Here is a 22703-nt window from a genome sequence, read left to right as displayed (position 1 = left end):
ACGACACCGCCGTCGAGGTGCCCGCCCTGGCGGGCACCGTGCAGCGCCGTTTCGCCGAACAGGCCGCGCGGGTGCCGGACGAGCCGGCCCTGCTGTGGCAGGGCGGGCAACTGACCTACCAGGAGCTGGACACGGCCGCCAACCGGCTGGCCCATCTGCTGCGCGCCTCGGGCGTGACCGCGGGCTCCCGGGTGGCCGTGCTGCAGCGCCGCTCGCCGGATCTGGTCGTGTCGCTGCTGGCCGTGCTGAAGGCCGGAGGGACCTACGTACCGCTGGACGCACGCGCGCCGCTGGCCCGCACGACCCTCATCGTCGCCGAGACGGGCGCCGCGGTGGTGCTGACCGACACCGCGTCGGTCTCCGAGGCGCCCCCGGCCGGCGGTCCGGTCATCGTCGTGGACGACGAGCCGCGGCTGGCCGAACAGCCGGCCGAGGACCCACACGTCGCGGGCCATCCGCAGCAGCTCGCGTACATCATGTACACCTCCGGCTCCACCGGTCGTGCCAAGGGCGTCGCCGTCACCCACCGTGACCTGCTGGCGTTCGCGCTCGACCGCTGCTTCGCCGGGGACGCCCACCACCGGGTGCTGCTGCACGCCCCGCACGCCTTCGACGCCTCCAACTACGAGTTGTGGATGCCACTGCTGAGGGGCCGTCAGGTGGTGCTCGCTCCGCCGGAGGACCTGGACGTGGCGTCCCTCGGGCGGCTGCTGAGCGAGTACCGGGTGACGGCGCTGCATCTGACGGCAGGGCTGTTCCGGCTGGTGGTGGACGAGGACCTGGAGTGCCTGGCGCCGGTGCGCGAACTGCTCGCGGGCGGCGACGTGGTGCCCGCCGCCTCGGTCGCCCGGCTGCTGGACCGCTTCCCCGGCATGGTGTTCAAGGACACCTACGGTCCGACCGAGACCACCAGTTTCGCCACCTTCCACCGGATGGACGCCGCCACCCCACCCGTCGGCACCGTGCCGATCGGCGGCCCGATGGACAATATGCGCGTCTATGTGCTGGACGGCATGGTGCGGCCGGTGCCGGCCGGGGTCACCGGCGAGCTGTACATCGCCGGTGAGGGGCTCGCACGCGGCTACTGGGACCGGCCGGGGCTGACCGCCGCGTCCTTCGTGGCCGACCCGTTCGGCCCGCCGGGCTCCCGCATGTACCGGGTCGGCGACCTGGTGCGGTGGACACCCGAGGGCAGACTGCTGTTCGCGGGCCGCGCCGACGACCAGGTCAAGATCCGCGGGTTCCGCATCGAGCTGGGCGAGGTGGAGGCGGCCGTCTCCCGGCTGCCGCGGGTGGCCCAGGCCGCGGTGATCGCACGCCGCGCCGCCGACGGCCCGCAGCGGCTCATCGCCTACCTCGTGCCCGCCGACGGCGCGGCCCTGGACGCCGAGGCGGTGCGCCGCCGGCTGGCCGACGAGTTGCCGGACTACATGGTGCCCTCCGCCGTGGTCACCCTGGACCGGCTTCCGCTCACCGCCAATGGGAAGGTCGACCGCGCGGCGCTGCCCGCGCCCGAGGTCGCCGTCTTGGGCCGGGCCGCCCGCACCCCGCGCGAGGAGCAGCTGCTGAGGTTGTTCGCCGACCTCCTGGGGCGGCCGGACGTGGGCGTCGACGACAGCTTCTTCGCCCTGGGCGGCGACTCGCTGCTCGCCACCCGCCTGGTCAGCCGGGTCCGGGCCGCCTTCGGTGTGGAGCTGCCCATCCGGGCGGTGTTCGACGCGCCGACGGCCGAGGCGCTCGCCGCCCGGCTGGACGACGCCCGCGCCGGACGCAGCGCGCTGCGGGCCATGGAGCGGCCGGAGCACATCCCGCTGTCGTTCGCCCAGCGGCGGCTGTGGTTCATCAACCGGTTCGACGGCCAGAGCGCCACGTACAACATGCCGATCTCGATCCGGCTGCGGGGCCCGCTCGACCAGGCCGCGCTCGCCGACGCGCTCGGCGATCTCGTCGGCCGGCACGAGAGCCTGCGGACGGTGTACCCCGAGCGGGACGGCGTGCCCTACCAGCGGATCCTGCCCGTGCGAGAGGCACGCCCCGACCTGACGGTGGTGGAGGCCGGCCCCGGGGACGTGGACGAACGGCTGGAGGCCGAGGTCCGCCGCGGTATCGACCTGACAGCCGAGGTGCCGCTGCGGGTGTCGCTGTTCCGCCTGGCGCAGGAGGACCACGTCCTGCTGTTCGTGCTGCACCACATCGCCGGTGACGGCTGGTCGATGCGGCCGCTGGCGACCGACCTGGCCACCGCCTACGCCGCGCGCTGCGACGGGATGGCGCCGCGGTGGGAGCCGCTGCCGGTGCAGAACGCCGACTACGCCCTGTGGCAGCAGCAGGTGCTGGGCGACGAGGACGACCCGGACAGCGTCTTCTCCGGGCAGCTGCGCTACTGGCAGGAGCAGCTCGCCGCGCTGCCGCAGGAGCTGGCGCTCCCGGTGGACCGTCCGCGCCCGGCGGTCGCGAGCCACCGCGGCATGCCCGTGTACTACCGGCTCGACGCGGAGCTGCACGGGAAGCTGCTGGCGCTCTCCCAGGAGACGGGCGCGAGCCTGTACATGGTGTTGCAGGCCGGGCTCGCCACGATGCTGCACCGGGTCGGTGCGGGCACCGACATCCCGATCGGCAGCGTGATCGCCAACCGCACCGACGAGGCGCTCGACGACATGGTCGGGTTCCTCACCAACATGCTGGTGCTGCGCACCGACACCTCCGGACGCCCGACCTTCCGTCAGCTGGTGGACCGGGTGCGGGAGACCGACCTGAGTGCCTACGGCAACCAGGACGTGCCGTTCGAGCGGCTGGTGGAGGCCGTCAACCCGCCTCGTTCGCTGGCCCGGCACCCGCTGTTCCAGGTGCTGCTGAACCTGCAGAACCTGCCGGACTACGCCAGCGAGATGCGCGGCCTGGAGGTGACCTCGTACGTGGTCAACCTCGGTGCGGCCCGGTTCGACCTGGCCTTCGGCTTCTCCGAGGAGTACGACGCCGACGGCGCCCCCGCCGGGCTCCAGGGCGACATCCAGTACAGCGTCGACCTGTTCGACCAGGCCACGGCGGAGGACTTCGCCGCCTGTCTGGGCCGGGTGCTGCGGTCCGCCGTGGACGACCCGGACCGGACCGTCGACCACCTGGCGATGCTGCCCGCCGAGCGGCGCGACCGGCTGGTGTCGGGGTACGCGGCGGGCCCCGCCGGGCAGGTGCCCGCCGCGCCCCTGCCGGAGCTGTTCTCCGCCCAGGCGGCGCGCACCCCGGACGCGCCCGCGGTGGTGCGCGGGCCGCTCACGCTGACGTACGCGGAGCTGGCGGCCGCCGCCGGCCGGCTCGCCCGCCACCTGAGGGCGGCCGGCGCCGGACCCGGCGCGCTGGTCGCGGTCGCGCTGCCCAGGACACCGCTGCTGGTCACCGCCCTGCTCGGGGTGGTGACATCCGGTGCCGCGTATCTGCCGATCGACCCCGGCAACCCGGCCGACCGCATCGCCTTCATGCTCGGCGACGCGGCGCCCGCACTGGTGCTCACCGACACCGCCACCGCGGCCCGGCTCCCGGAGTGCGCCGCGCCCGTGGTCCTGCTGGACGCGCCGGAGACGGCGGCGGTCCTGGCGGCGGCCGAGAGCGGACCGATGGCCGACGCGGAGCGCACCCGGCCGTTGTCCATGCGGGACGCGGCGTATGTCATCTACACCTCCGGCTCCACCGGGCGGCCCAAGGGCGTGGTGGTCGAGTACCACTCGCTCGCCGACTACCTGGCGCACACCACCGCCGAGTACGCGTCGGCGCGCGGGGTGGCGCTGGTGCACTCGCCCGTCTCGTTCGACCTGACCGTCACCGGCCTGTACACCCCGCTGCTGGTCGGCGGCTGCGTCAACCTCGCCTCGCTCAGCGAACCCGCGCCGCCGGAGGAGGCCGGGCTGGCCGCGGCGCCCGCCACGTTCCTCAAGGCCACCCCGAGCCATCTGCCGCTGCTCAGCGCGCTGCCCGACGGCTACTCGCCCTCCGGCGACCTGCTGCTCGGCGGCGAGCCGCTGCTCGGCACCAGCCTGCGCGAATGGCGCGAGCGGCACCCGGACGTGACGGTGCGCAATGTGTACGGGCCTACCGAGGCCACCGTGAACTGCGCCGAGTACCGCCTCGCCCCCGGGGCGCCGCTGCCGGACGGGCCGGTGCCGATCGGACGGCCGCAGACCAACGCCCGGCTGTATGTGCTGGACGCGGGGCTCGAACCGGTGCCCGAAGGCGTGACCGGGGAGCTGTATCTGGCCGGTGAGGGGCTGGCGCGCGGCTATCTGCACGCGCCGGCGCTGACCGCGGAGCGGTTCGTGGCCGACCCGTACGGCCCGCCCGGCGCCCGGATGTACCGCAGCGGCGACCTGGCCAAGTGGAACCGGGCCGGGGAGCTGGTGTACGTGGGCCGCGGCGACGACCAGGTCAAGCTGCGGGGCTTCCGGATCGAGCTGGGCGAGATCGAGGTGGCGCTCGCCGCCCATCCGGCCGTCGCCGGCGCGACGGTGATCGTGCGCGAGGACCGGCCGGGCGACCAGCGTCTGGTGGCCTATCTCGTCCAGGCGCCCGGCGCCGCGCCCTGCGCACCCGCCGACCTGGCGGGGCATCTGGCCGGGCGGCTGCCGGAGTACATGGTGCCGCAGGCGTATCTGACGGTGGACGAGCTGCCGCTGACCGCGCACGGCAAGGTGGACCGCGCGGCGCTCCCCGCGCCGGTGGCGGACCGGCGGGACGGGCCGGGCGCGGCCGGTGCGCGCACCCCGCAGGAAGAGCTGCTGTGCCACCTGTTCGCGGACATGCTCGGGGTGCCGGACGTCGGCGTGCACGACAACTTCTTCGATCTGGGCGGGCATTCGCTGCTCGCCACCCGGCTGGTCAGCAGGATCCGCTCGGTCTTCGGGCTGGAGCTGCCGATCCGCGCCGTCTTCGAGGCGCCCACGGTGGCCCGGCTGACCGCGCACCTCACCCAGGCCGGGGCGGGCCGCCGCGCGCTCGCGCCGATGCCGCGCCCGGCCGAGGTACCGCTGTCGTTCGCCCAGCGGCGGCTGTGGTTCCTCAACCGCTTCGACGACGCGGCCGACTCCGCGTACAACCTGCCGATCGCCCTGCGGATGACCGGTGCGCTCGACCGGGACGCGCTCACCGCGGCGCTGGGTGATCTGGTGGCGCGGCACGAGGTGTTCCGCACCGTCTTCCCCGAGTCCGCCGGCGTCCCCGTCCAGCGGGTGCTCCCGGTGGACGGGGCCGCGCCGCGGCCGGACGTCACCGAGACCACCGAGGAGCGGCTGCCCGGGCTGCTGGCGGCCGAGATGCGCGGCGGCTTCGATCTGACCGTCGAGCCCCCGCTCCGGGCCCGGCTGTTCGCTCCGGCCGCGGATACCCATGTGCTCACCCTGACGATGCACCACATCGCGGCCGACGGCTGGTCGCTCGCCCCGCTCATGGCCGACCTGGCGACCGCCTACCGGGCGCGGGCCACCGGCCGCGAGCCCGGCTGGCAGCCGCTGCCCGTGCAGTACGCCGACTACGCGCTGTGGCAGCGCGCGGTGCTCGGCGACGAGGCCGAGCCGGACAGCCCCATCGCCCGGCAGCTGCGCTACTGGGAGGAGACGCTGGCCGGGCTGCCCGACGAGCTGTCCCTGCCCACCGACCGCCCCCGCCCGGCCGTGGCGAGCTACCAGGGCGCGCACGTCCCGGTGGAGATCCCCGCCGAGCTGCACCGCCGGATCGGCGAGCTGGCCCGGTCCCGGCAAGCGAGCGTCTACATGGTGTTGCAGACGGGCCTGGCCGCGCTGCTCTCGCGCCTGGGCTGCGGTACGGACATCCCGATCGGCAGCCTGATCGCGGGACGCACCGACGAGGCCCTGGAGGACCTGGTCGGATTCTTCGTCAACACCCTGGTGCTGCGCACCGACACCTCCGGAGAGCCGACCTTCGCCGAGCTGCTGGACCGGGTGCGCGCGACCGACCTGGCGGCCTATGCCCACCAGGACCTTCCGTTCGAGCGGCTGGTGGAGGCGGTCAACCCGGGCCGCTCGATGGCCCGCCACCCGCTGTTCCAGGTGGCGCTCAACCTGCAGAACGCCGCGCGGGCGGACTGGAGCCTGGGCCTGCCGGGGCTGACGGTCGAGCCGGAGGGCTTCACGCTGGAGACGGAGAAGTTCGACCTGTCCTTCACCTTCACGGAGCACCACGCCGCGGATGGCACACCGGCCGGTATCACCGGCACGGTCGGCTACGCCGTCGACCTGTTCGACGGCGAGCGGGTGGCCGGTCTGACGGCCCGCCTGGTGCGGCTGCTCTCCGCGGCCGTCGCCGCGCCCGACGAGGCGGTCGGGGAGCTGGAGCTGCTCGACCCCGAAGAGCGGTCGGCGCTGCGCACGGCGGGCACCGGGCCACGGCGCACGGTCCCCGCCGACGGCGTCGACGCGCTGCTCGCCCGGCGCGCCGCGGCCACCCCCGGCGCCCTCGCGGTGCGCGGCCCCGACGGGTCGCTGACCTACGGCGAACTGGACGCCGCCGTGACCCGGCTGGCCCGGCGCCTGATCGAGCGCGGCGCGGCGCCCGGCAGCCTGATCGCCGTGGCCCTGCCGCGCGGCACCGGCATGCTGGTGGCGCTCCTCGCGGTCCTGCGCTCGGGCGCGGCGTATCTGCCGCTGGACCCCGCGCACCCCGCGGAGCGGCTGGCCGCCACCCTCGCCGACGCACGTCCGCTGCTCGCACTCGCCACCCGCACCACCGCCGCGGCCCTGCCCGAGGGCACGACCCTGGAACTGCTGGACGACGCCGGGCCGCACCGCGGACCGGATGCGCCGGCGCGGCCGTGGGCCGACGGCGAGCGGGCCGCGCCGGTGCATCCGGAGCACCCCGCGTACGTCATCCACACCTCGGGATCGACCGGACGGCCCAAGGGGGTGGTGGTGCCGCGGCGCGCGCTGGCCAACTTCCTGGGCGATATGGCCGAACGGTTCCCGCTGGGGGCCGCCGACCGGCTGCTGGCCGTCACCACGGTGTCGTTCGACATCGCCGCGCTGGAGCTGTACCTCCCGCTGGTGAGCGGCGCCGCGGTGGTCATCGCCGACCGCGACACGGTGCGCGACCCGGCGGCGCTGCTGCGGCTGGCCGACGAGGCGGACGCGACCGTTCTGCAGGGGACGCCGTCCCTGTGGCAGGCCCTGGTCGCGCACGCCCCGGAGGCGCCGCGGGGCCTGCGCGCCCTGGCCGGCGGTGAGGCGCTGCCGCGCGAACTGGCGGACCGGATCACCGCGGCCGGCGCGGAGCTGACCAACCTGTACGGGCCGACGGAGACCACCATCTGGTCCACGACCGCGGCGCTCGGCGCCCGCCCGGGCGCCCCGGCCATCGGCGCCCCGATCGCCAACACCACCGTCCATGTCCTCGACGGGCGGCTGCGGCCGGTCCCGGCCGGGGTCGCGGGCGAGCTGTACATCGGCGGCTCGGGTCTGGCCCACGGCTATCTGGGGCGGCCCGGTCTGTCGGCGGAACGCTTCGTGGCCGACCCGTACGGCCCGGCGGGCACCCGGATGTACCGCACCGGGGACCTCGCCCGGTGGGGCTCCGACGGATGCCTGGAATACCTGGGCCGGGTCGACCACCAGGTGAAGCTGCGCGGGTTCCGCATCGAACCCGGAGAGATCGAGGCGACGCTGACCGGCCATCAGGACATCGCCCAGGCGGCGGTGCTGTTGCGCGAGGACAGACCGGGCGACCAGCGGCTCGTCGGATACGTCGTGCCGGCGCCCGGCCGGACGGCCGACACCGGGGCGCTGCGCGCGCATCTCGCGGCGTCTTTGCCCGAGTACATGGTCCCCTCGGCACTCGTCGCGCTGGACGCGCTGCCCATGACGCCCAACGGCAAGCTCGACCGGCGGGCCCTGCCGGAACCGGCGGCCACGGGCCAGGGCGCCCAGGGCGGTGCCCCGCGCTCCCCGCGCGAGGAGATCATGTGCGGGCTGTTCGCCCAGACCCTCGGCATGGACGCCTTCCCGGTCCATGACAGCTTCTTCGAGTCCGGTGGCCATTCGCTGCTGGCGACGCGGCTGATGAGCCGGGTGCGCACGGTCTTCGGCGTCGAACTGCCGATCCGCGCCCTGTTCGAGCACCCCACCGCGGCCGGGCTGGTCGGCCGGCTCGACGGCGCCGACCGGGCGCGCCCCGCGCTGCGCCCGCGGCCCCGCCCGCAGGTGCTGCCGCTGTCGTTCGCCCAGCGCCGGATGTGGCTGCTGCACCGTCTGGAGGGGCCGAGCCCCACGTACAACATGCCGTTCGTGGTGCGGCTCTCCGGCGACCTGGACCGGGACGCGCTGCGGACCGCGCTGGACGACGTCCTCGACCGGCACGAGAGCCTGCGCACCTTCTTCCCCGAGGTCGACGGCGTGCCCCGTCAGCGGATCCTGACCGGGGACGACGCCCGGGTGGAGATCGCCGCGCGCCAGGTGACGCCGTCCGAGGTGGAGGCCGCGACGGCCGAGGCGGTCCGGGTCCGGTTCGACCTGACCGCCGACCTGCCGGTGGCGGCGTCCCTGCTCTCCCTGTCGCCCACCGAGCACGTCTTCGTGCTGGTCGTCCACCACATCGCGGGCGACGGCTGGTCGATCGGCCCGCTGGCCGGGGACGTGGCCCGGGCGTACGCGGCCCGCTGCGCCGGGCGGGCACCCGACTGGGAGCCGCTGCCGGTGAGTTACGCGGACTACGCGCTGTGGCAGCGGGAGCTGCTGGGCGAGGAGTCCGATCCGGACAGCCTGTTCGCGGCGCAGGTCGGCCACTGGGAGCGGGCCCTGGCGGACCTGCCCGACCAGCTGAACCTGCCCACCGACCGGCCGCGCCGGGCGGTGGCCGGCTTCGAGGGCGCACGGCTGGGCATCCGGCTGTCCGCGCGGCTGCACACCGCGATCCGGGCGCTGGCCCGGCAGCAGGGTGCGAGCACCTTCATGGTGATGCAGGCCGCGGTGGCGGCGCTGCTGAACAAGCTCGGCGCGGGCACGGACATTCCGCTGGGCAGCCCCATCGCGGGCCGCACCGACGAGGCGCTGGACAAGCTGGTCGGCTTCTTCGTCAACACCCTGGTGCTGCGCAACGACCTCAGCGGCAACCCCTCGTTCGCCGAGCTGGTCGGCCGCGCCCGGGAGACGTCGCTGGCCGCGTACGCCCACCAGGACGTGCCGTTCGACCACCTGGTGGAGGTGTTGCGGCCGGACCGCTCCGCGGCACACCAGCCACTGTTCCAGGTGATGCTGGCCCTGCAGAACGCCACGGCGGCCGCGGACCTCGAGCTGCCCGGGCTCACCGTGACGGCCGCGGACGGCTTCACCGGCGCCTCCCGCTTCGACCTGTTCTTCAGCTTCGCCGAGCAGTTCGACGACGACAGCGGCGCGCCGGAGGGCATGGACGGATTCGTCGAGTACAGCACCGACCTGTTCGACGCCGCCACGGTCGCCGGGCTGCTGGAGCGCCTCGAGCGGCTGCTGACCGCCGTGACCGCGGATCCGGGGCGACCGGTCTCCTCGATCGATCTGCTGGGCGAGGAGGAGCGGGAGACGGTGGTGCGGCGGTGGAACGACACCGCCACCGAGGCCGTGCCGGACAGTGTGAACGGGCGGTTCGCCGCCCAGGTGGCACGCACGCCGGACGCGGTGGCCGTCGTCGCGGGCGAGCGGCAGCTGACCTACCGGGAGCTGGACGAGGCGTCCGACCGTCTCGCGCGGCGCCTGGTCGCACTCGGGGTCGCCCCGAGGACCGGGTCGCCCTGTTCCAGGAGCGCTCGCCCGGGCTCGTGGTGTCGATCCTCGCGGTGCTCAAGTCCGGCGCCGCGTATGTGCCGATCGATCCGCGCTACCCGGCCTCCCGGCGCGGCCACATCATGGCGGACAGTCAGGTCTCGGTGCTGCTCACCGACCTGGCCTCGCCCGCGCCGGAGTGCGCGCACGACGCCACCGTCCTCGTGGTGGACGCCCCGGCGCCGGCCGACGGGCAGCACGCACCACTCCCGGCGGCCGTGCGCCCCGAGCAGCTGGCGTACGTGATGTACACCTCCGGTTCGACCGGGGTGCCCAAGGGCGTGGCGATCACACACGCCGACGTCACGGCACTCGCGGCGGACCGGGCGTTCGCCTCGGGCGCGCACCGCCGGGTACTGCTGCACTCGCCGCAGGCGTTCGACGCCGCCACCTACGAGCTGTGGGTGCCGCTGCTGAACGGCGGCCAGGTGGTGGTGGCCCCGCCGGGTGACCTGGACCTTCCGACACTGGAGCGGGTCGTCGCCGAGCACGCGGTCACCGGGCTGTGGATGACCGCCGGGCTGTTCCGGCTCACCGCCGAGGAGGCCCCGTCCTGTTTCGCGGGCGTGGCCGAGGTGTGGACCGGCGGCGACGTGGTGCCCGCGGAGGCGGTGCGGCGGGTCATGGCGGCCTGCCCGGGGACCGTGGTCGTGGACGGCTACGGCCCGACCGAGACCACCACCTTCGCCACCCGCTTCCGGATGCCGGACCCCGATGGCGTCCCTGCCCAGATCCCCATCGGACGGCCGCTGGACAACATGCGCGTCCACGTTCTGGACGACGGGCTGTGCCCGGTCCCGCCCGGCGTCCCGGGCGAGCTCTACATCGCGGGCGCCGGACTGGCACGCGGCTACCTGGAACGGCCGGAGCTGACGTCCGAGCGGTTCGTGGCCGATCCGTACGGCCCGGCGGGCGGCCGGATGTACCGGACGGGTGACCTGGTGCGGTGGAACGCCGAGGGCGCGGTGGAGTTCCTCAGCCGCGCCGACGACCAGGTCAAGATCCGCGGGTTCCGGATCGAACCGGGCGAGATCGAGGCGGCGCTCGCCGGCCACCCGGACGTCGCCCAGGCGGCCGTCGTGGTGCGCGAGGACCGCCCCGGCGACCACCAGCTGGTGGCGTATGTGGTGCCGGGCACCGACGGCACCGCCGAGGCGACCGGCTCCGCCGAGGAGCAGATCGACCAGTGGCAGCAGCTGTACGCGCAGATGTACGGCGCGGAGCGGCCGGAGGAGTTCGGCGAGGACTTCAGCGGCTGGGCCAGCAGCTACACCGGCGAGGACATCCCCATCGAGGAGATGCGCGAGTGGCGGGACGCCACCGTGGAACGAATCCGTGCCCTACGGCCCCGCCGGGTGCTGGAAATCGGCGTCGGCAGCGGACTGCTGCTGGCCAAACTCGCCGGTGACTGCGAGGCGTACTGGGGCCTGGACTTCTCCGCCGAGGCCATCGCCGTACTGCGCCGTCAGGTCGCCGCCCGGCCCGAACTGGCCGGCCGGGTCGAGCTGAAGCTGCGCGCCGCGCATGAGCTGGAGGGGCTGCCCACCGGCTTCTTCGACACCGTGGTCATCAACTCCGTCGCCCAGTACTTCCCGCACGCCGCCTACCTCACGGACCTGCTGGGGTCCCTGGCGGAGCTGGTGGTCCCCGGGGGCGCGGTGTTCCTCGGCGACCAGCGCAACCTGCGCACCCAGCGCGCCTTCCAGACCGCGGCGCGGCTGCACGGGTGGACCGGACAGCAGGGCGCGGCGGAGCTGTCCCGGGCCGTCGAGCAGACGATCCTGATGGAGAAGGAACTCCTGGTCGACCCCGAGTACTTCGCCGCCGTCGCCCGCGACATCCCCGCGTACACGGCCGTGGACGTCCGGGTCAAGCGCGGGCACAGCGACAACGAGCTCACCCGCCACCGCTTCGACGTGGTGCTGCGCACCGGCCCAGTGGACGCACACGACCTCGGCACCGTCGAACGGCTGCGCCACGGCGTGGACGTCACCGACCTGGCCGATATGGAGCGCGTGCTGGCCGGGCGCGGCGGCGGGCCGGTGCGCGTGACGGGCATCCCGGACGCCCGGCTGGCCGGGGAGCAGGCCGCCCTCCAGGCCCTCGCCGAGGGACGGGAGGTCGCCGAGGCCGTGGACGCCCTCCACCGCCCCGCCGAGCCGGGCATCGACCCGGAGGCGCTGTACGCCCTGGGCGACCGCCTCGGGCTGGCCGTGCTCGTCACGTACGCCCCGGGCGCACCCGGGCGGCTGGACGCGGTCTTCGGCGCCGACGGGCCCCTTCTGACCGACGTGTACCTGCCCGCCACCCGCCTGGAGCCCGCGGCCCACGTCAACAATCCGCTCGGATCACGGCAGTTGGGCACCCTGGTGGCCGACCTGCGCGGCTACGCCGAGCAGCGGCTGCCCGCGTACATGGTGCCTGCGGCGATCGTCCCCCTCGACGCCCTGCCGACCACCGTCAACGGCAAGCTCGACCGGCGTGCCCTGCCCGCGCCCGACTTCTCCGGCGCGGCCACCTCGCGGGCGCCGCGCACCGAGCGGGAGACGCGGCTGTGCGCGGTGATGGCCGAGGTGCTGGCCCTGCCCACGATCGGCATCGACGACAACTTCTTCGACCTGGGCGGCGACAGCATCATGTCGATCCAGCTCGTCAGCCGCGCCCGGCGGGCCGGGCTGCTGATCGGCACGCGCGATGTGTTCCAGTACCCGACCGTCGCGGAGCTGGCCGGGGTGGTCCGCCTCGACGACGACGCCGCGGACGGGGCCGACGAGCCGGACACCGGTGAGGTGCCGCTGCTGCCCATCGTGCACTGGCTGCGCGAGCGGGGCGGCCCCATCGAGGGCTTCCACCAGTCCCGCGTCGTCCCGCTGCCCGCGGGGGCCACCCGCGAGCCGCTGGTGCGGGCGCTGGAGGCGCTGCTGGAGCACCATGCGGCGCTGCGCATGCGGCTGCACCGGGACGAGGAGCGGTGGCGCCTGGAGATCCCGCAGCTCCCGGCGGCCGGCGCGGAGCAACTGCTGGAGCGCGTGGACGTGGCGGGCCTGGACGAGGCGGCGCTGGAGGCCGCGGTCACCGCGCACCGCGAGACGGCGGCGGCCCAACTCGCCCCGGACGACGGGGTGATGGTGCGGGCCGTGTGGTTCGACCCGGGCCCCGACCACGGCGGGTATCTGCTGCTCCTGGTGCACCACCTGGCCGTCGACGGAGTCTCGTGGCGGGTACTGGTGCCCGATCTGGCCGAGGCGTACGAGGCGGCGGCCCAGGACCGGGAGATCGCCCTCCAGCCGGTGGGCACCTCGCTGCGCGGCTGGGCCACCCGGCTGCACCGGCTGGCGGCCGAGCGGCGTGCCGAGACCGGGTTCTGGGAGGAGGTGGTGCGCGCACCCGAGCCGACGCTGGGCCTCCGCCCTCTCGACCCGGCCCGCGATACCGTCGCCTCGACCCGGTTCACCCACGTCCGGCTGCCCGTGGAGCTGAGCACGGCGCTGCTGACGGACGTACCGCGCGCCATCCACGGCGGGGTGGACGACATCCTGCTCACCGCGCTGTCGCTGACCCTGACCCGGTGGCGCGCCGCGCGCCGCGGCGACGCCCGCGACGACGTCCTGGTGGCGGTGGAGAGCCACGGCCGGCACGACATCGTGGACGGTGTCGACCTGACGCGGACCGTCGGCTGGTTCACCGCGATGTACCCGGTGCGGCTCGACCTGTCCGGTCTCGGCCCCGTGCGGGCGGGCGGGGCGGCCGCCGAACGGGCCGCGAAGGCGGTGAAGGAGCAGTTGCGGCGGATCCCCGACCACGGGATCGGCTACGGGCTGCTGCGTTACCTCGACCCGGAGTCCTCCGCCCGCCTCGCGGGCGGCGCCGAACCGCAGGTCGCGTTCAACTACTTCGGCCGGTTCGCGACACCCGGCGCCCCGCTGCCGCCGACCGCCGCCGAGCCGGTGTACGAGACCGGCCGCTATGACGGCGACACCGACGGGCAGCGGCCGTTCGGCCATGCCCTGGAGATCAACGCGCGCGCGGACGACACGGCCGACGGCCCGTCCCTGAGCTGCGTGTGGAGCCATCCGGACGGGCTGTTCACCGACGAGGAGGTCCTCGAGCTGTGCGCGGGCTGGGTCGAGGCGCTCCAGGCGCTGGCCGATCTGGGGCGCCGGCCGGGCGCCGGCGGGCGCACCCCCTCCGATCTGCCGCTCGTCCAGCTCACACAGCGCCAGATCGAGCGGCTCGAAGCCGATCTGCCGGGCCTGGCGGATGTGCTGCCGCTCACCCCGCTGCAGGAGGGGCTGCTCTTCCACGCGCGCTTCGACGACGCCGGCCATGACCCGTACACCGTCCAGTTCCTGTGGAGGCTGGACGGTCATGTGGACCGGGACGCGCTACGGGCCGCGGCGCGCACCCTGCTCCGGCGCCACCCCAACCTGCGGGTGGCCTTCCGCCAGGACGACCTGGACCGTCCGGTGCAGGTGGTGGTCGACGACCTGGCGCTGCCCTGGTACGAGCACGATCTGCGGACCTTCGGCGGCGAGGAGCTCGACCGCGAGGTGGAGCGCATCGTCGCGGAGGACCGGGCGCGCCGCTTCGACCCGGGCCGGCCACCGTTGATCCGCTTCACCCTGATCCGGGTGGCCGAGGACGCGTACCGCTTCCTGTTCACCAACCACCACATCCTGCTCGACGGCTGGTCCATGCCGATCCTCCTGGGCGAACTGGCCGCCCTGTACGGGGCGGCGGGCGACGACCGGGCGCTGCCCGTCCCGGCGGACCACCGCGCGTACCTCACCTGGCTCGCCCGGCAGGACCGGGGCGAGGCCGAGGACGCCTGGCGCGAGGCGCTGGCCGGGCTGCAGGAGCCGCTGCTGCTGGCGCCGCGGGCCGGCGCCCAGGTCACGGCCGTCCCGTCGCGCCGGATCGTGGAGGTGGACGCCGAACTGAGCGCGGCGCTGGCCGAGGTGGCGCGCCGTCACGGGCTGACCCTCAACACGGTCGTGCAGGGCGCCTGGGCCACCCTGCTGGGCCGGCTCGCCGGCCGCGACGACGTGGTCTTCGGCGCCACCGTCTCCGGGCGGCCACCGGAGGTGCCGGGCATCGAGACGATGGTCGGGCTGTTCATCAACACCCTGCCGGTCCGGGTCCGCCTGGACCAGTCGGAGCCCCTGTCGGCGCTGCTGGAGCGGATCCAGCGGCAGCAGTCGGCGCTGATGCCCTATCCGTATCTGCGCCTGTCCGATGTGCAGCGGCTGGCGGGCCTCGGCGAACTCTTCGATTCGGCCACGGTGTTCGAGAACTACCCGGCCCCGCCGCCGGGCCTGGACACCGAGCCGGGCGAGGTGGACGTCAGCGGAGACGAGACGCGCGAGGCCACCCACTATCCGCTGGCCCTGTGCGCGTCCATGCGCGGGGCGACACTGCGGCTGCGGCTGGACCACCGGCCCGATGTGGTCGACGCGCCGACCGCGGCGGGGCTCGTGGACCAGCTGATGCGCTGGCTGCGGGCGCTGGCCACCGACCCGGACCAGCCGGCCGGCGAGGTCGACCTGCTCGGCCCGGGCCAGCGCGACCAGGTGCTGCGGCGGTTCAACGACACCGCCCGCGCCGTCCCCTCGTCGCGCTGGTCGGAGCTGGTCGCCGAGCAGGCCCGGCGCGCCCCGCGGCGCACCGCCGTGGCCTGCGGACAGGAGCGGCTGAGTTACGCGGAGCTGGACCGGCGCGCGAACCAGCTCGCACGGCTGCTGGCCGAGCGCGGCGCGGGGAAGGGCTCACTGGTCGCTCTGGTACTGGAGCGCACGCCCGATACGGCGGTGGCCGTGCTGGCCGTCGCCCGGGCGGGCGCGGCGTACCTGCCGGTGGACCCGCGCTATCCGGCCGAGCGGTGCGCGTTCATCCTGGACGACGCGCGTCCGGCGCTGATGGTGGCGACCACGGACACGGTCCGTCTGCTGGAGGAGGCCGGCGGGAACCGGCCGACGCTCGTCCTGGACGACCCCGCGGTACGGGCCGCGTGGGCGGCCCACAGCGACGCACCCCCGATCCCGGCCGGGCCCGCCTCACCCGACGAGGCCGCGTACGTCATCTACACCTCGGGCACGACCGGACGGCCCAAGGGCGTCGTGGTCACCCACCGCGGCATCGGCAATCTGGCAGCGGCGCAGACCGAGCGGTTCGCGATCCAGGCGGACAGCAGCGTGCTGCAGTTCGCCTCGCCCAGCTTCGACGCGGCGGTCTCGGAGATCGTCACCGCCCTCACGGCGGGCGCCACCTTGGTGCTGGCCCCGGCGGCCGAGCTGATGCCGGGTCCGGCGCTGGCCGAGGTGGTCGCCCGGCACGGGGTCACCCACGCCACCATCCCGCCCACCGCGCTGGCCGCGGTGGCACCCGACGGACTGCCCGGGCTGCGCACCCTGGTGGTCGCGGGCGAGCCCTGCCCGCCCCATCAGGTGGAGCAGTGGGCGCCGCGGCTGCGCATGATCAACGCGTACGGGCCGACCGAGCTGACCGTGTGCGCCACGATGAGCGATCCGCTCACCGCGGGCGCCGCGGTCCCCATCGGCCGGCCCATCGCCGGCACCTGCGCCTACGTGCTGGACGCGCGGCTGCGGCCGGTGCCACCCGGGGTGGCCGGCGAGCTCTACGTCAGCGGGCCCGGCCTGGCGCGCGGCTACCTGGGCCGCGGCGCGCTGACGGCGGAGCGGTTCGTCGCCGACCCGTTCGGCACGCCCGGGGGGCGCATGTACCGCACCGGCGACCTGGTCCGCTGGAGCCACGACGGGCAGCTCACCTTCGTCGGCCGGGCCGACGAGCAGCTGAAGGTACGCGGCTTCCGGATCGAGCCCGGCGAGATCGCATCGGTGCTCCTCGGCCATCCGGACGTGGCCCAGGCCGCCGTCGTGCTGCGGGAGTCCGGCCCCGCCGGGCGCCGCCTCACGGCGTACGTGGTGCCGCACGACGGGGGCCGGCTCGACCCGATGGTGTTGCGCAAGCACCTCGCGGGCCAGGTGCCCGACTACATGGTGCCCGCGGCGTTCGTCGCCCTGGACGCCCTGCCGGTCACCCCGCACGGCAAGCTGGACCGACCGGCCCTGCCCGCGCCCGACACCGCGGGCAGCACCGGCGGCGGCGCGCCCAGGACACCGCGCGAGGAGGTCCTGTGCGGGCTGTTCGCCGAGGCGCTGGGAGTCGGCCGGATCGGGATCGAGGACAACTTCTTCGACCTCGGCGGCGATTCACTGACCGCGGCCGGGCTGGTCAGCAGGGTGAACCTCGCCTTCGGCACCGCGGTGAGCATCACCGCGCTGTTCGACAGCCCCACCGTCGAGGGCCTCGCCGAGCGGCTGACCGCCGGCGACGAGGGCGACCCGCTGGACGTGGTGCTGCCGCTGCGGGGCGGCGGCGAGGCCGAGCCGGTGTTCTGCCTGCCGCCGGCGGGTGGGCTGAGCTGGACGTACGCGGGGTTGTTGCGCCACATCGACCCCGAGCACCCGGTGTACGCGCTCCAGGCGCGCGGCCTGGCCCGCGATGAGCCGCTGCCGGAGTCGGTGGCGGCCATGGCCGAGGACTACCTGGAGCAGATCCGGGCCATCCAGCCGCACGGCCCGTACCATCTGCTGGGCTGGTCGCTCGGCGGTGTCCTGGGGCATCTGATCGCCACCCGGCTGCAGGCCGCCGGGGAACACGTCGCGACGCTGGCCATTCTCGACGCCTACCCCGTGGTCAACGCCCATGAGGCGGTCGAGGAGCGACCCGAGGACGTTCTGCGGCAACTGCTGGCATACCTCGGCCACGACCCGGCGGAACTGGGCGACGGCCCGCTGGACCACGCACGGGCCCGCGCCCTGCTCGACGACGGCGACAGCGCCATCGCCGGGCTGGAGGAACGGCACATCGAAGCCCTGGCGCGGGTGGGCACCAACATCTCCCGCATCACCGCGGACTTCCGCCTGGACCGGTTCCGCGGCGAGGTGCTGGTCTTCCACGCCGCGCAGGGCAAGGAGGGCTCGGCCCACACCCCCGAGTTGTGGGACCCGTACGTCGACGGGCGCGTGGTCCGGCACGACGTGGCCTGCGCCCACAACGACATCACCAAGGCCGCCGCCTGGGCCGTGATCGGCCCGGTGCTCGCCCGGTCCCTGCGCGACGCGCGCACCACCCCGACCCCGTCCGACCGTTGACGGACCTCTCCACCGAAGGAGCACATCCGATGCGACAAGCGACCGACGCGCGCCAGGACCCGGCGGGCCCGTCCGGTGACGGCGTCCCCGTCTTCCAGCTGATGGACCCGGAGCTGGTGCGCGACCAGTACGGCTTCTTCGCCCGGCTGCGGGAGAAGTCGCGCGTGTGGTGGGCGGAGCTGCCGGACGGTTCCCGGTGGCTGGTGCCCACCCGCTACGAGGACATCCGGCTGGCCCACCTGGACCCGGTGCTGCGGCAGAAGCCGGACCCGGAGGACGACCCGGTCTCCGACGAGGAGGGCGGCATCTGGCGGATCTACAACGAGCATCCGGTGGTGACCGACCCGCCCAAGCACACGCGGCTGCGCAAGCTGCTCAGCGGTGCGTTCACCGGGCGGCAGACCGAGCGGATGCGGCCGCGGGTCGAAGCGACCGCCGCCGAGCTGCTGGACCGTCTGGCCGAGGAGGGCGCGGACGGCAGCCCCGTGGATCTGATGGAGAATTACGCCTGGCAACTGCCGCTGGTCCTGATCTGCGAACTGCTGGGCGTCCCCGAGGACCGTCGCCAGGTGTTCCACGACTGGTCGCGGAACGCGCGCGACTTCACCGGCGGTGACACCCACGAGGGCCGGGAGGAGATCGCCTACCGGATCATCGACGTCATCAAGGAGCTCATCGCCGAGCGGCGCGCCCACCCCACCGAGGACCTGCTGGGCCAGATGGTGCAGGCCCGGGACGCCGACGAGGGCAGGCTCAGCGAGATCGAGCTGATCTCGACCGCGTTCATCGTGCTGCTCGCCGGGTTCGAGACCAGTGTGGGCCTCATCGGCAACGGCGTGCACGCGTTGTTGCGCAACCCCGAGCAACGGGCGCTGGTGGAGAGGGACCCGTCGCTGATGCCGGGCGCGGTCGAGGAGTTCCTGCGGTTCGACCCGTCGCTGTTCCTCACCAACGTCCGGATCTCCGGCGCCCCGACCACTGTCGCCGGGGTCACCATCCGCAAGGGCCAGCCGGTCCTGCTGTCCCTGGGCGCCGCGAACCGGGACCCCGAGCAGTTCCCGGACGCCGACCGGCTGGACGTCACCCGCCATGCGGGCGGCCATCTGACGTTCGGCTACGGCATCCACCACTGCCTGGGCGCCCCGCTCGCCCGGATGGAGGGGGCGATCGCCATCGGGCGGCTACTGGAGCGCTTCCCGCGGCTGCGGCCGGCCGGTGACGGGGACGTGCCGTTCATCCCCAATCCCATCTCCCGCACCCCGCTGAAGCTGTCCGTGCTGCTCGTCTGACCTCCCGCGGGGTGGATCCCCCGATCCAGGATCCACCCCGCGGGCCCCGCGAGCGTCTTTGGCCCGGCCCTTGCCCCGGCCGGGCCGGAGCCTCACGACCGCGCACAGGCGGGGCAGCCCGCGGTGGTGCGGTGGTATTCCCAGGCCGCCCCCGCCAGCGCGACGCCCCACAACACCCAGGAGGCATAGAACGTGAGCGGAACCCACGGGCGCAGCCCGATCTCCTCGACCGGCGGCGTGGCCGGGTCGTTGACGTACCGCACACCCGCCACCAGCGCCGCCGGGGCCACCTCGGCCAGCACCGCGAGGCCGAAGCAGCTCGGCACCAGCACCAGCGGCCGTGGCACCCGCGAACCCCCGACGGCCGGGACCCAGCGCGGGAACGTCCGGCCCCAGGGCCGTACCAGCGCCAGCGACAGGAGCGATCCGGCGAGGGCGGGCACGACCGGCAGCCAGCCGCCCGGGACCGCGTGGATCACCTCGGGGCGGGTGATACCGATGTCGCTGCCGCCCTCCCAGGCCAGCTTCACCACCGGGTACGGGAGGGACAGCGCGCACGCCGCGTAGCCACTCCACGCCAGGGCCCGCGGTGCGGCCGGGCGCGGCCGGCGCCCGCACCGCGGGCAGCTCCCCGCTCCCTCCCGCGCCTGCCACCGGGCGGCCACGAGCGTCAGCGCGGCCGAGCCGAGGGCGAGGCAGCGGGCCGCCACCCGGCCCGGGTCCACTTCGGCGGCGTCCGGGGCCGCCGTTCCGGCCGTACGGCGCAGGGCCACGGCCAGCGCGTCGAACAGGAGGTGGCTCCCGCCCTGAACCAGTCCCGCGGCCGCGCCGCGCGCCGCCAGCTGAGCGGCCCCGCGCGTCCGGTGCCGGGCCGGCGGTACGGCCGTGAGCGCCGCCAGCGCCAGGCCACCCGCGGCGGAGGCGCCCTTCAGCAGCCGCTCGCCGGGGAACGGCTCCCGCTCACGGCGGCGGGCCAGGGCGGTCGCGGCGAACGTGGCGGCGCACCCCGCGACCGCCCACGTCGCCCGGACCCGCCCCCGTCGTTGTGTTGACGCCATGTCAGCTCTCCCGTCCATCCGTTCGCCGCTGCCGAGCACACCGTACGAACGCGCCCGTGCGACAGGGCAGTCGGCTTCCAAGAATCGAGAATCGGCAGATCCCATGTCCCAGATCACCGACCCCCTGCTCCTCACCGCACCCCCCGACCTGTCCGACCCCCGCCGCTACACCGAGGACGGCATCGAGGAGGTCTGGCGGCGGCTGCGCGCCACCCACCCTGTCTTCCTCACCCGGCGGCCCCACGCCGACGACTACTGGTCCGTCCTCGGCCACGATCCGGCGGCCCGAGTGCTCAAGGACGCCGCCGCCTTCTCGTCCGCCGGCGGCATGCGCCTGGACGCCGAACCGGTGTCCAACGCGGCAGCGGCCGGGAAGATGCTCATCGTCACCGACCCGCCCCGGCACGGCGGCATCCGCCGCGTCATCAACTCCGCGTTCACCCCGCGCATGGTGGGACGGCTCAACGACACCATCCGGCAGACCGCGGCCGAGGTCATCGAGGCCGCGCTGGACCAGGGCGACGTCGACTTCGCGCAGGTCGCCGCACGCCTCCCGGTCTCGGTCATCTCCGACATGCTCGGCGTGCCGCGAGCCGACTGGGACCTCATGCTCAAGCTCACCATGATCGCCTTCGGGGCGGACGAGAACGCCGGCACCGACCCCCAGCGGATCGCCGAGGCGCACACCGAACTCCTCGTCTACTACGACAACCTGCTGGCCCGGCGGCGGCGCGACCCGCAGGAGGACATCGTCAGCGCCCTCGCCCACGGCACCGTGGACGGTGCGCCCCTGACGGACGAGGAGGTCCTGCTCAACTGCAACGGGCTCATCTCCGGTGGCAACGAGACCACCCGCCACGCCACCATCGGCGGGCTGCTGGCCTTCCTCCGGGCACCCGACCAGTGGGCCCGGCTGCGCGCCGAGCCCGAGCTGCTGCCGTCCGCCGTCCAGGAGATCCTGCGCTTCACCAGCCCCGCACTGCATGTGCTGCGCACCGCGCGGCGCGAGGTGGACCTCGGCGGCCACCGGATACGGCCCGGCGACCAGGTGGCGGTGTGGCTGCCCGCGGCCAACCGTGACGAGGCCGTGTTCGCCGATCCCGACCGCTTCGACATCGCCCGTAGCCCCAACCGCCACCTCACCTTCGCCACCGGCACGCACTTCTGCCTCGGCTCCGCGCTCGCCACCAGCGAACTGACCATCTTCTTCGAGGAGTTCCTGGCGCGGGTGGGCCAGGTCGCGCCACGCGGCGCGCCGCGGCGCATGCAGTCCAACCTCATCTGGGGCTTCACCTCGCTGCCCGTCACTCTCACCCGCCTTGCGACCCCGTCGCGCTGACCCGTGCCGGCATCACAGGCCGGCCCTGAGGACCTCTAGGAGAGACCAGAGATGACCACTGTGAACCTGTCCGCCCAGGACCGCCGGGAGACGGGCGCCCTGGCGGCCGAACTGGCCGCCACCGCTCCCGGCCTCATCGACGATCCGCACTGGGTGGCCGAAGCCCGAAGAATGTCCTGCCGTCTTCCGCTGCGGCTGCGGGAGGCCACCCGCCTCTATCGCCACGACCCCGGCCGCGACGGCGTTCTGATCGTGCGCAACCTGCCGGTGGACGAAGCGGAGCTGCCCCTGACCCCCACCGTGCCCGAGTCGGTGGAGCGCACCGCCACCGTGCCCGCTGCCGTCGCCGTGATGGTCACCCTGCAGATCGGCGAGATAGCGGCGTACCGGGACGAGAAGTCCGGTGCACTCGTGCAGAACGTGGTGCCCGTGCCCGGCCGCGAGGGGTCGCAGAGCAACGCCGGCTCCACCCCGCTGGAGCTGCACGTGGAGAACGCGTTCCATCCGCACTGCCCCGACTACGTCAGCCTGCTCTGTCTGCGCAACGACGAGCCCCTGAACGCGGGCACGATGGTGTCGTCGATCCGCACCGCCCTGGAGCTGCTGAGCCCCGGGACGCTGCGCGTCCTGCGGGAGGACCGCTTCACCACCGCCCCGCCGCCGTCCTTCCGCGGCGGCGGCCCCGGCCCCGCGCACGCGGTGCTCAGGGGAGACCCGGACGATCCCGACGTGAAGGTGGACTTCCACGCGACGACCGCCAATGACGACGAGGCGAAGGTGGCGTTGGAGGCCCTGCGGGGCGCGTTCCTCGACGGCGCGCGGACGCTGGTCCTGCGGCCGGGCGAGATGGCCGTGGTGGACAACCGCATCGCCATCCACGGGCGCACGGCGTACCAGCCCAAGTACGACGGCTACGACCGGTGGCTGCAGCGCACCTTCATCCATCTGGACCACCGCCGTACCCGGGCCCACCGGGCCGGCAACGGCAACGTCCTGTTCTGATCCGCTCCTGATCCGCTCCTGATCCGCTCCTGATCCGCTCCTGATCCGCTTCT

General features: G+C 74.5%; 5 protein-coding genes and 1 pseudogene. 5 read left to right on the top strand and 1 reads right to left on the bottom strand.

The features are described from left to right. Nucleotides 1-17: 17 nt before the first annotated feature. From BLV72_RS52115 to BLV72_RS30580, 3 genes and pseudogenes are all read left to right on the top strand, one after another. Nucleotides 18-10933, top strand: a pseudogene (locus tag BLV72_RS52115) (non-ribosomal peptide synthetase); the annotation flags it as partial. Between the two features lie 63 nt (nt 10934-10996). After that, nucleotides 10997-17962, top strand: coding sequence for an amino acid adenylation domain-containing protein (locus BLV72_RS50240; RefSeq protein WP_425288540.1), 6966 nt, complete (start codon nt 10997-10999; stop codon nt 17960-17962). A gap of 29 nt (nt 17963-17991) precedes the next feature. After that, nucleotides 17992-19251 carry a cytochrome P450 family protein gene (locus BLV72_RS30580; protein ID WP_093466281.1) on the top strand — a complete coding sequence of 420 codons (1260 nt, stop codon included), beginning with the start codon at nt 17992-17994 and terminating at the stop codon, nt 19249-19251. Nucleotides 19252-19343: 92 nt separating this feature from the next. On the opposite strand, the gene BLV72_RS48105 is transcribed toward BLV72_RS30580, so the two are convergent. Continuing rightward, a complete protein-coding gene (locus BLV72_RS48105; protein WP_093466279.1) occupies nt 19344-20309 on the bottom strand; it encodes a hypothetical protein in 966 nt (321 codons plus the stop codon). Nucleotides 20310-20412: 103 nt separating this feature from the next. Here BLV72_RS48105 and BLV72_RS30570 point away from each other — a divergent pair, with 103 nt between their 5' ends. Together BLV72_RS30570 and BLV72_RS30565 are read left to right on the top strand one after the other, a co-directional pair. Beyond that, nucleotides 20413-21648: a cytochrome P450 gene (locus BLV72_RS30570; protein WP_093466277.1), complete on the top strand. Its 1236-nt coding sequence runs from the start codon at nt 20413-20415 to the stop codon at nt 21646-21648. 51 nt (nt 21649-21699) lie between these two features. Then, nucleotides 21700-22650, top strand: coding sequence for a TauD/TfdA family dioxygenase (locus BLV72_RS30565; protein ID WP_093466276.1), 951 nt, complete (start codon nt 21700-21702; stop codon nt 22648-22650). Nucleotides 22651-22703: the final 53 nt, after the last annotated feature.

The sequence above is a fragment of the Streptomyces melanosporofaciens genome (genome assembly GCF_900105695.1).
GTDB classification, from domain to species: domain Bacteria; phylum Actinomycetota; class Actinomycetes; order Streptomycetales; family Streptomycetaceae; genus Streptomyces; species Streptomyces antimycoticus.
Note: the sequence above shows the minus strand (reverse complement) of the source record. Positions and strands in the feature narration are given on the sequence as shown.

Coding starts and splice junctions, on each gene's coding strand:
- BLV72_RS30565 (WP_093466276.1), top strand. CDS start 21,700: ATGACCACTGTGAACCTGTCCGCCCAGGACCGCCGGGAGACGGGCGCC.
- BLV72_RS30570 (WP_093466277.1), top strand. CDS start 20,413: ATGTCCCAGATCACCGACCCCCTGCTCCTCACCGCACCCCCCGACCTG.
- BLV72_RS48105 (WP_093466279.1), bottom strand. CDS start 20,309: ATGGCGTCAACACAACGACGGGGGCGGGTCCGGGCGACGTGGGCGGTC.
- BLV72_RS50240 (WP_425288540.1), top strand. CDS start 10,997: ATGTACGGCGCGGAGCGGCCGGAGGAGTTCGGCGAGGACTTCAGCGGC.
- BLV72_RS30580 (WP_093466281.1), top strand. CDS start 17,992: ATGCGACAAGCGACCGACGCGCGCCAGGACCCGGCGGGCCCGTCCGGT.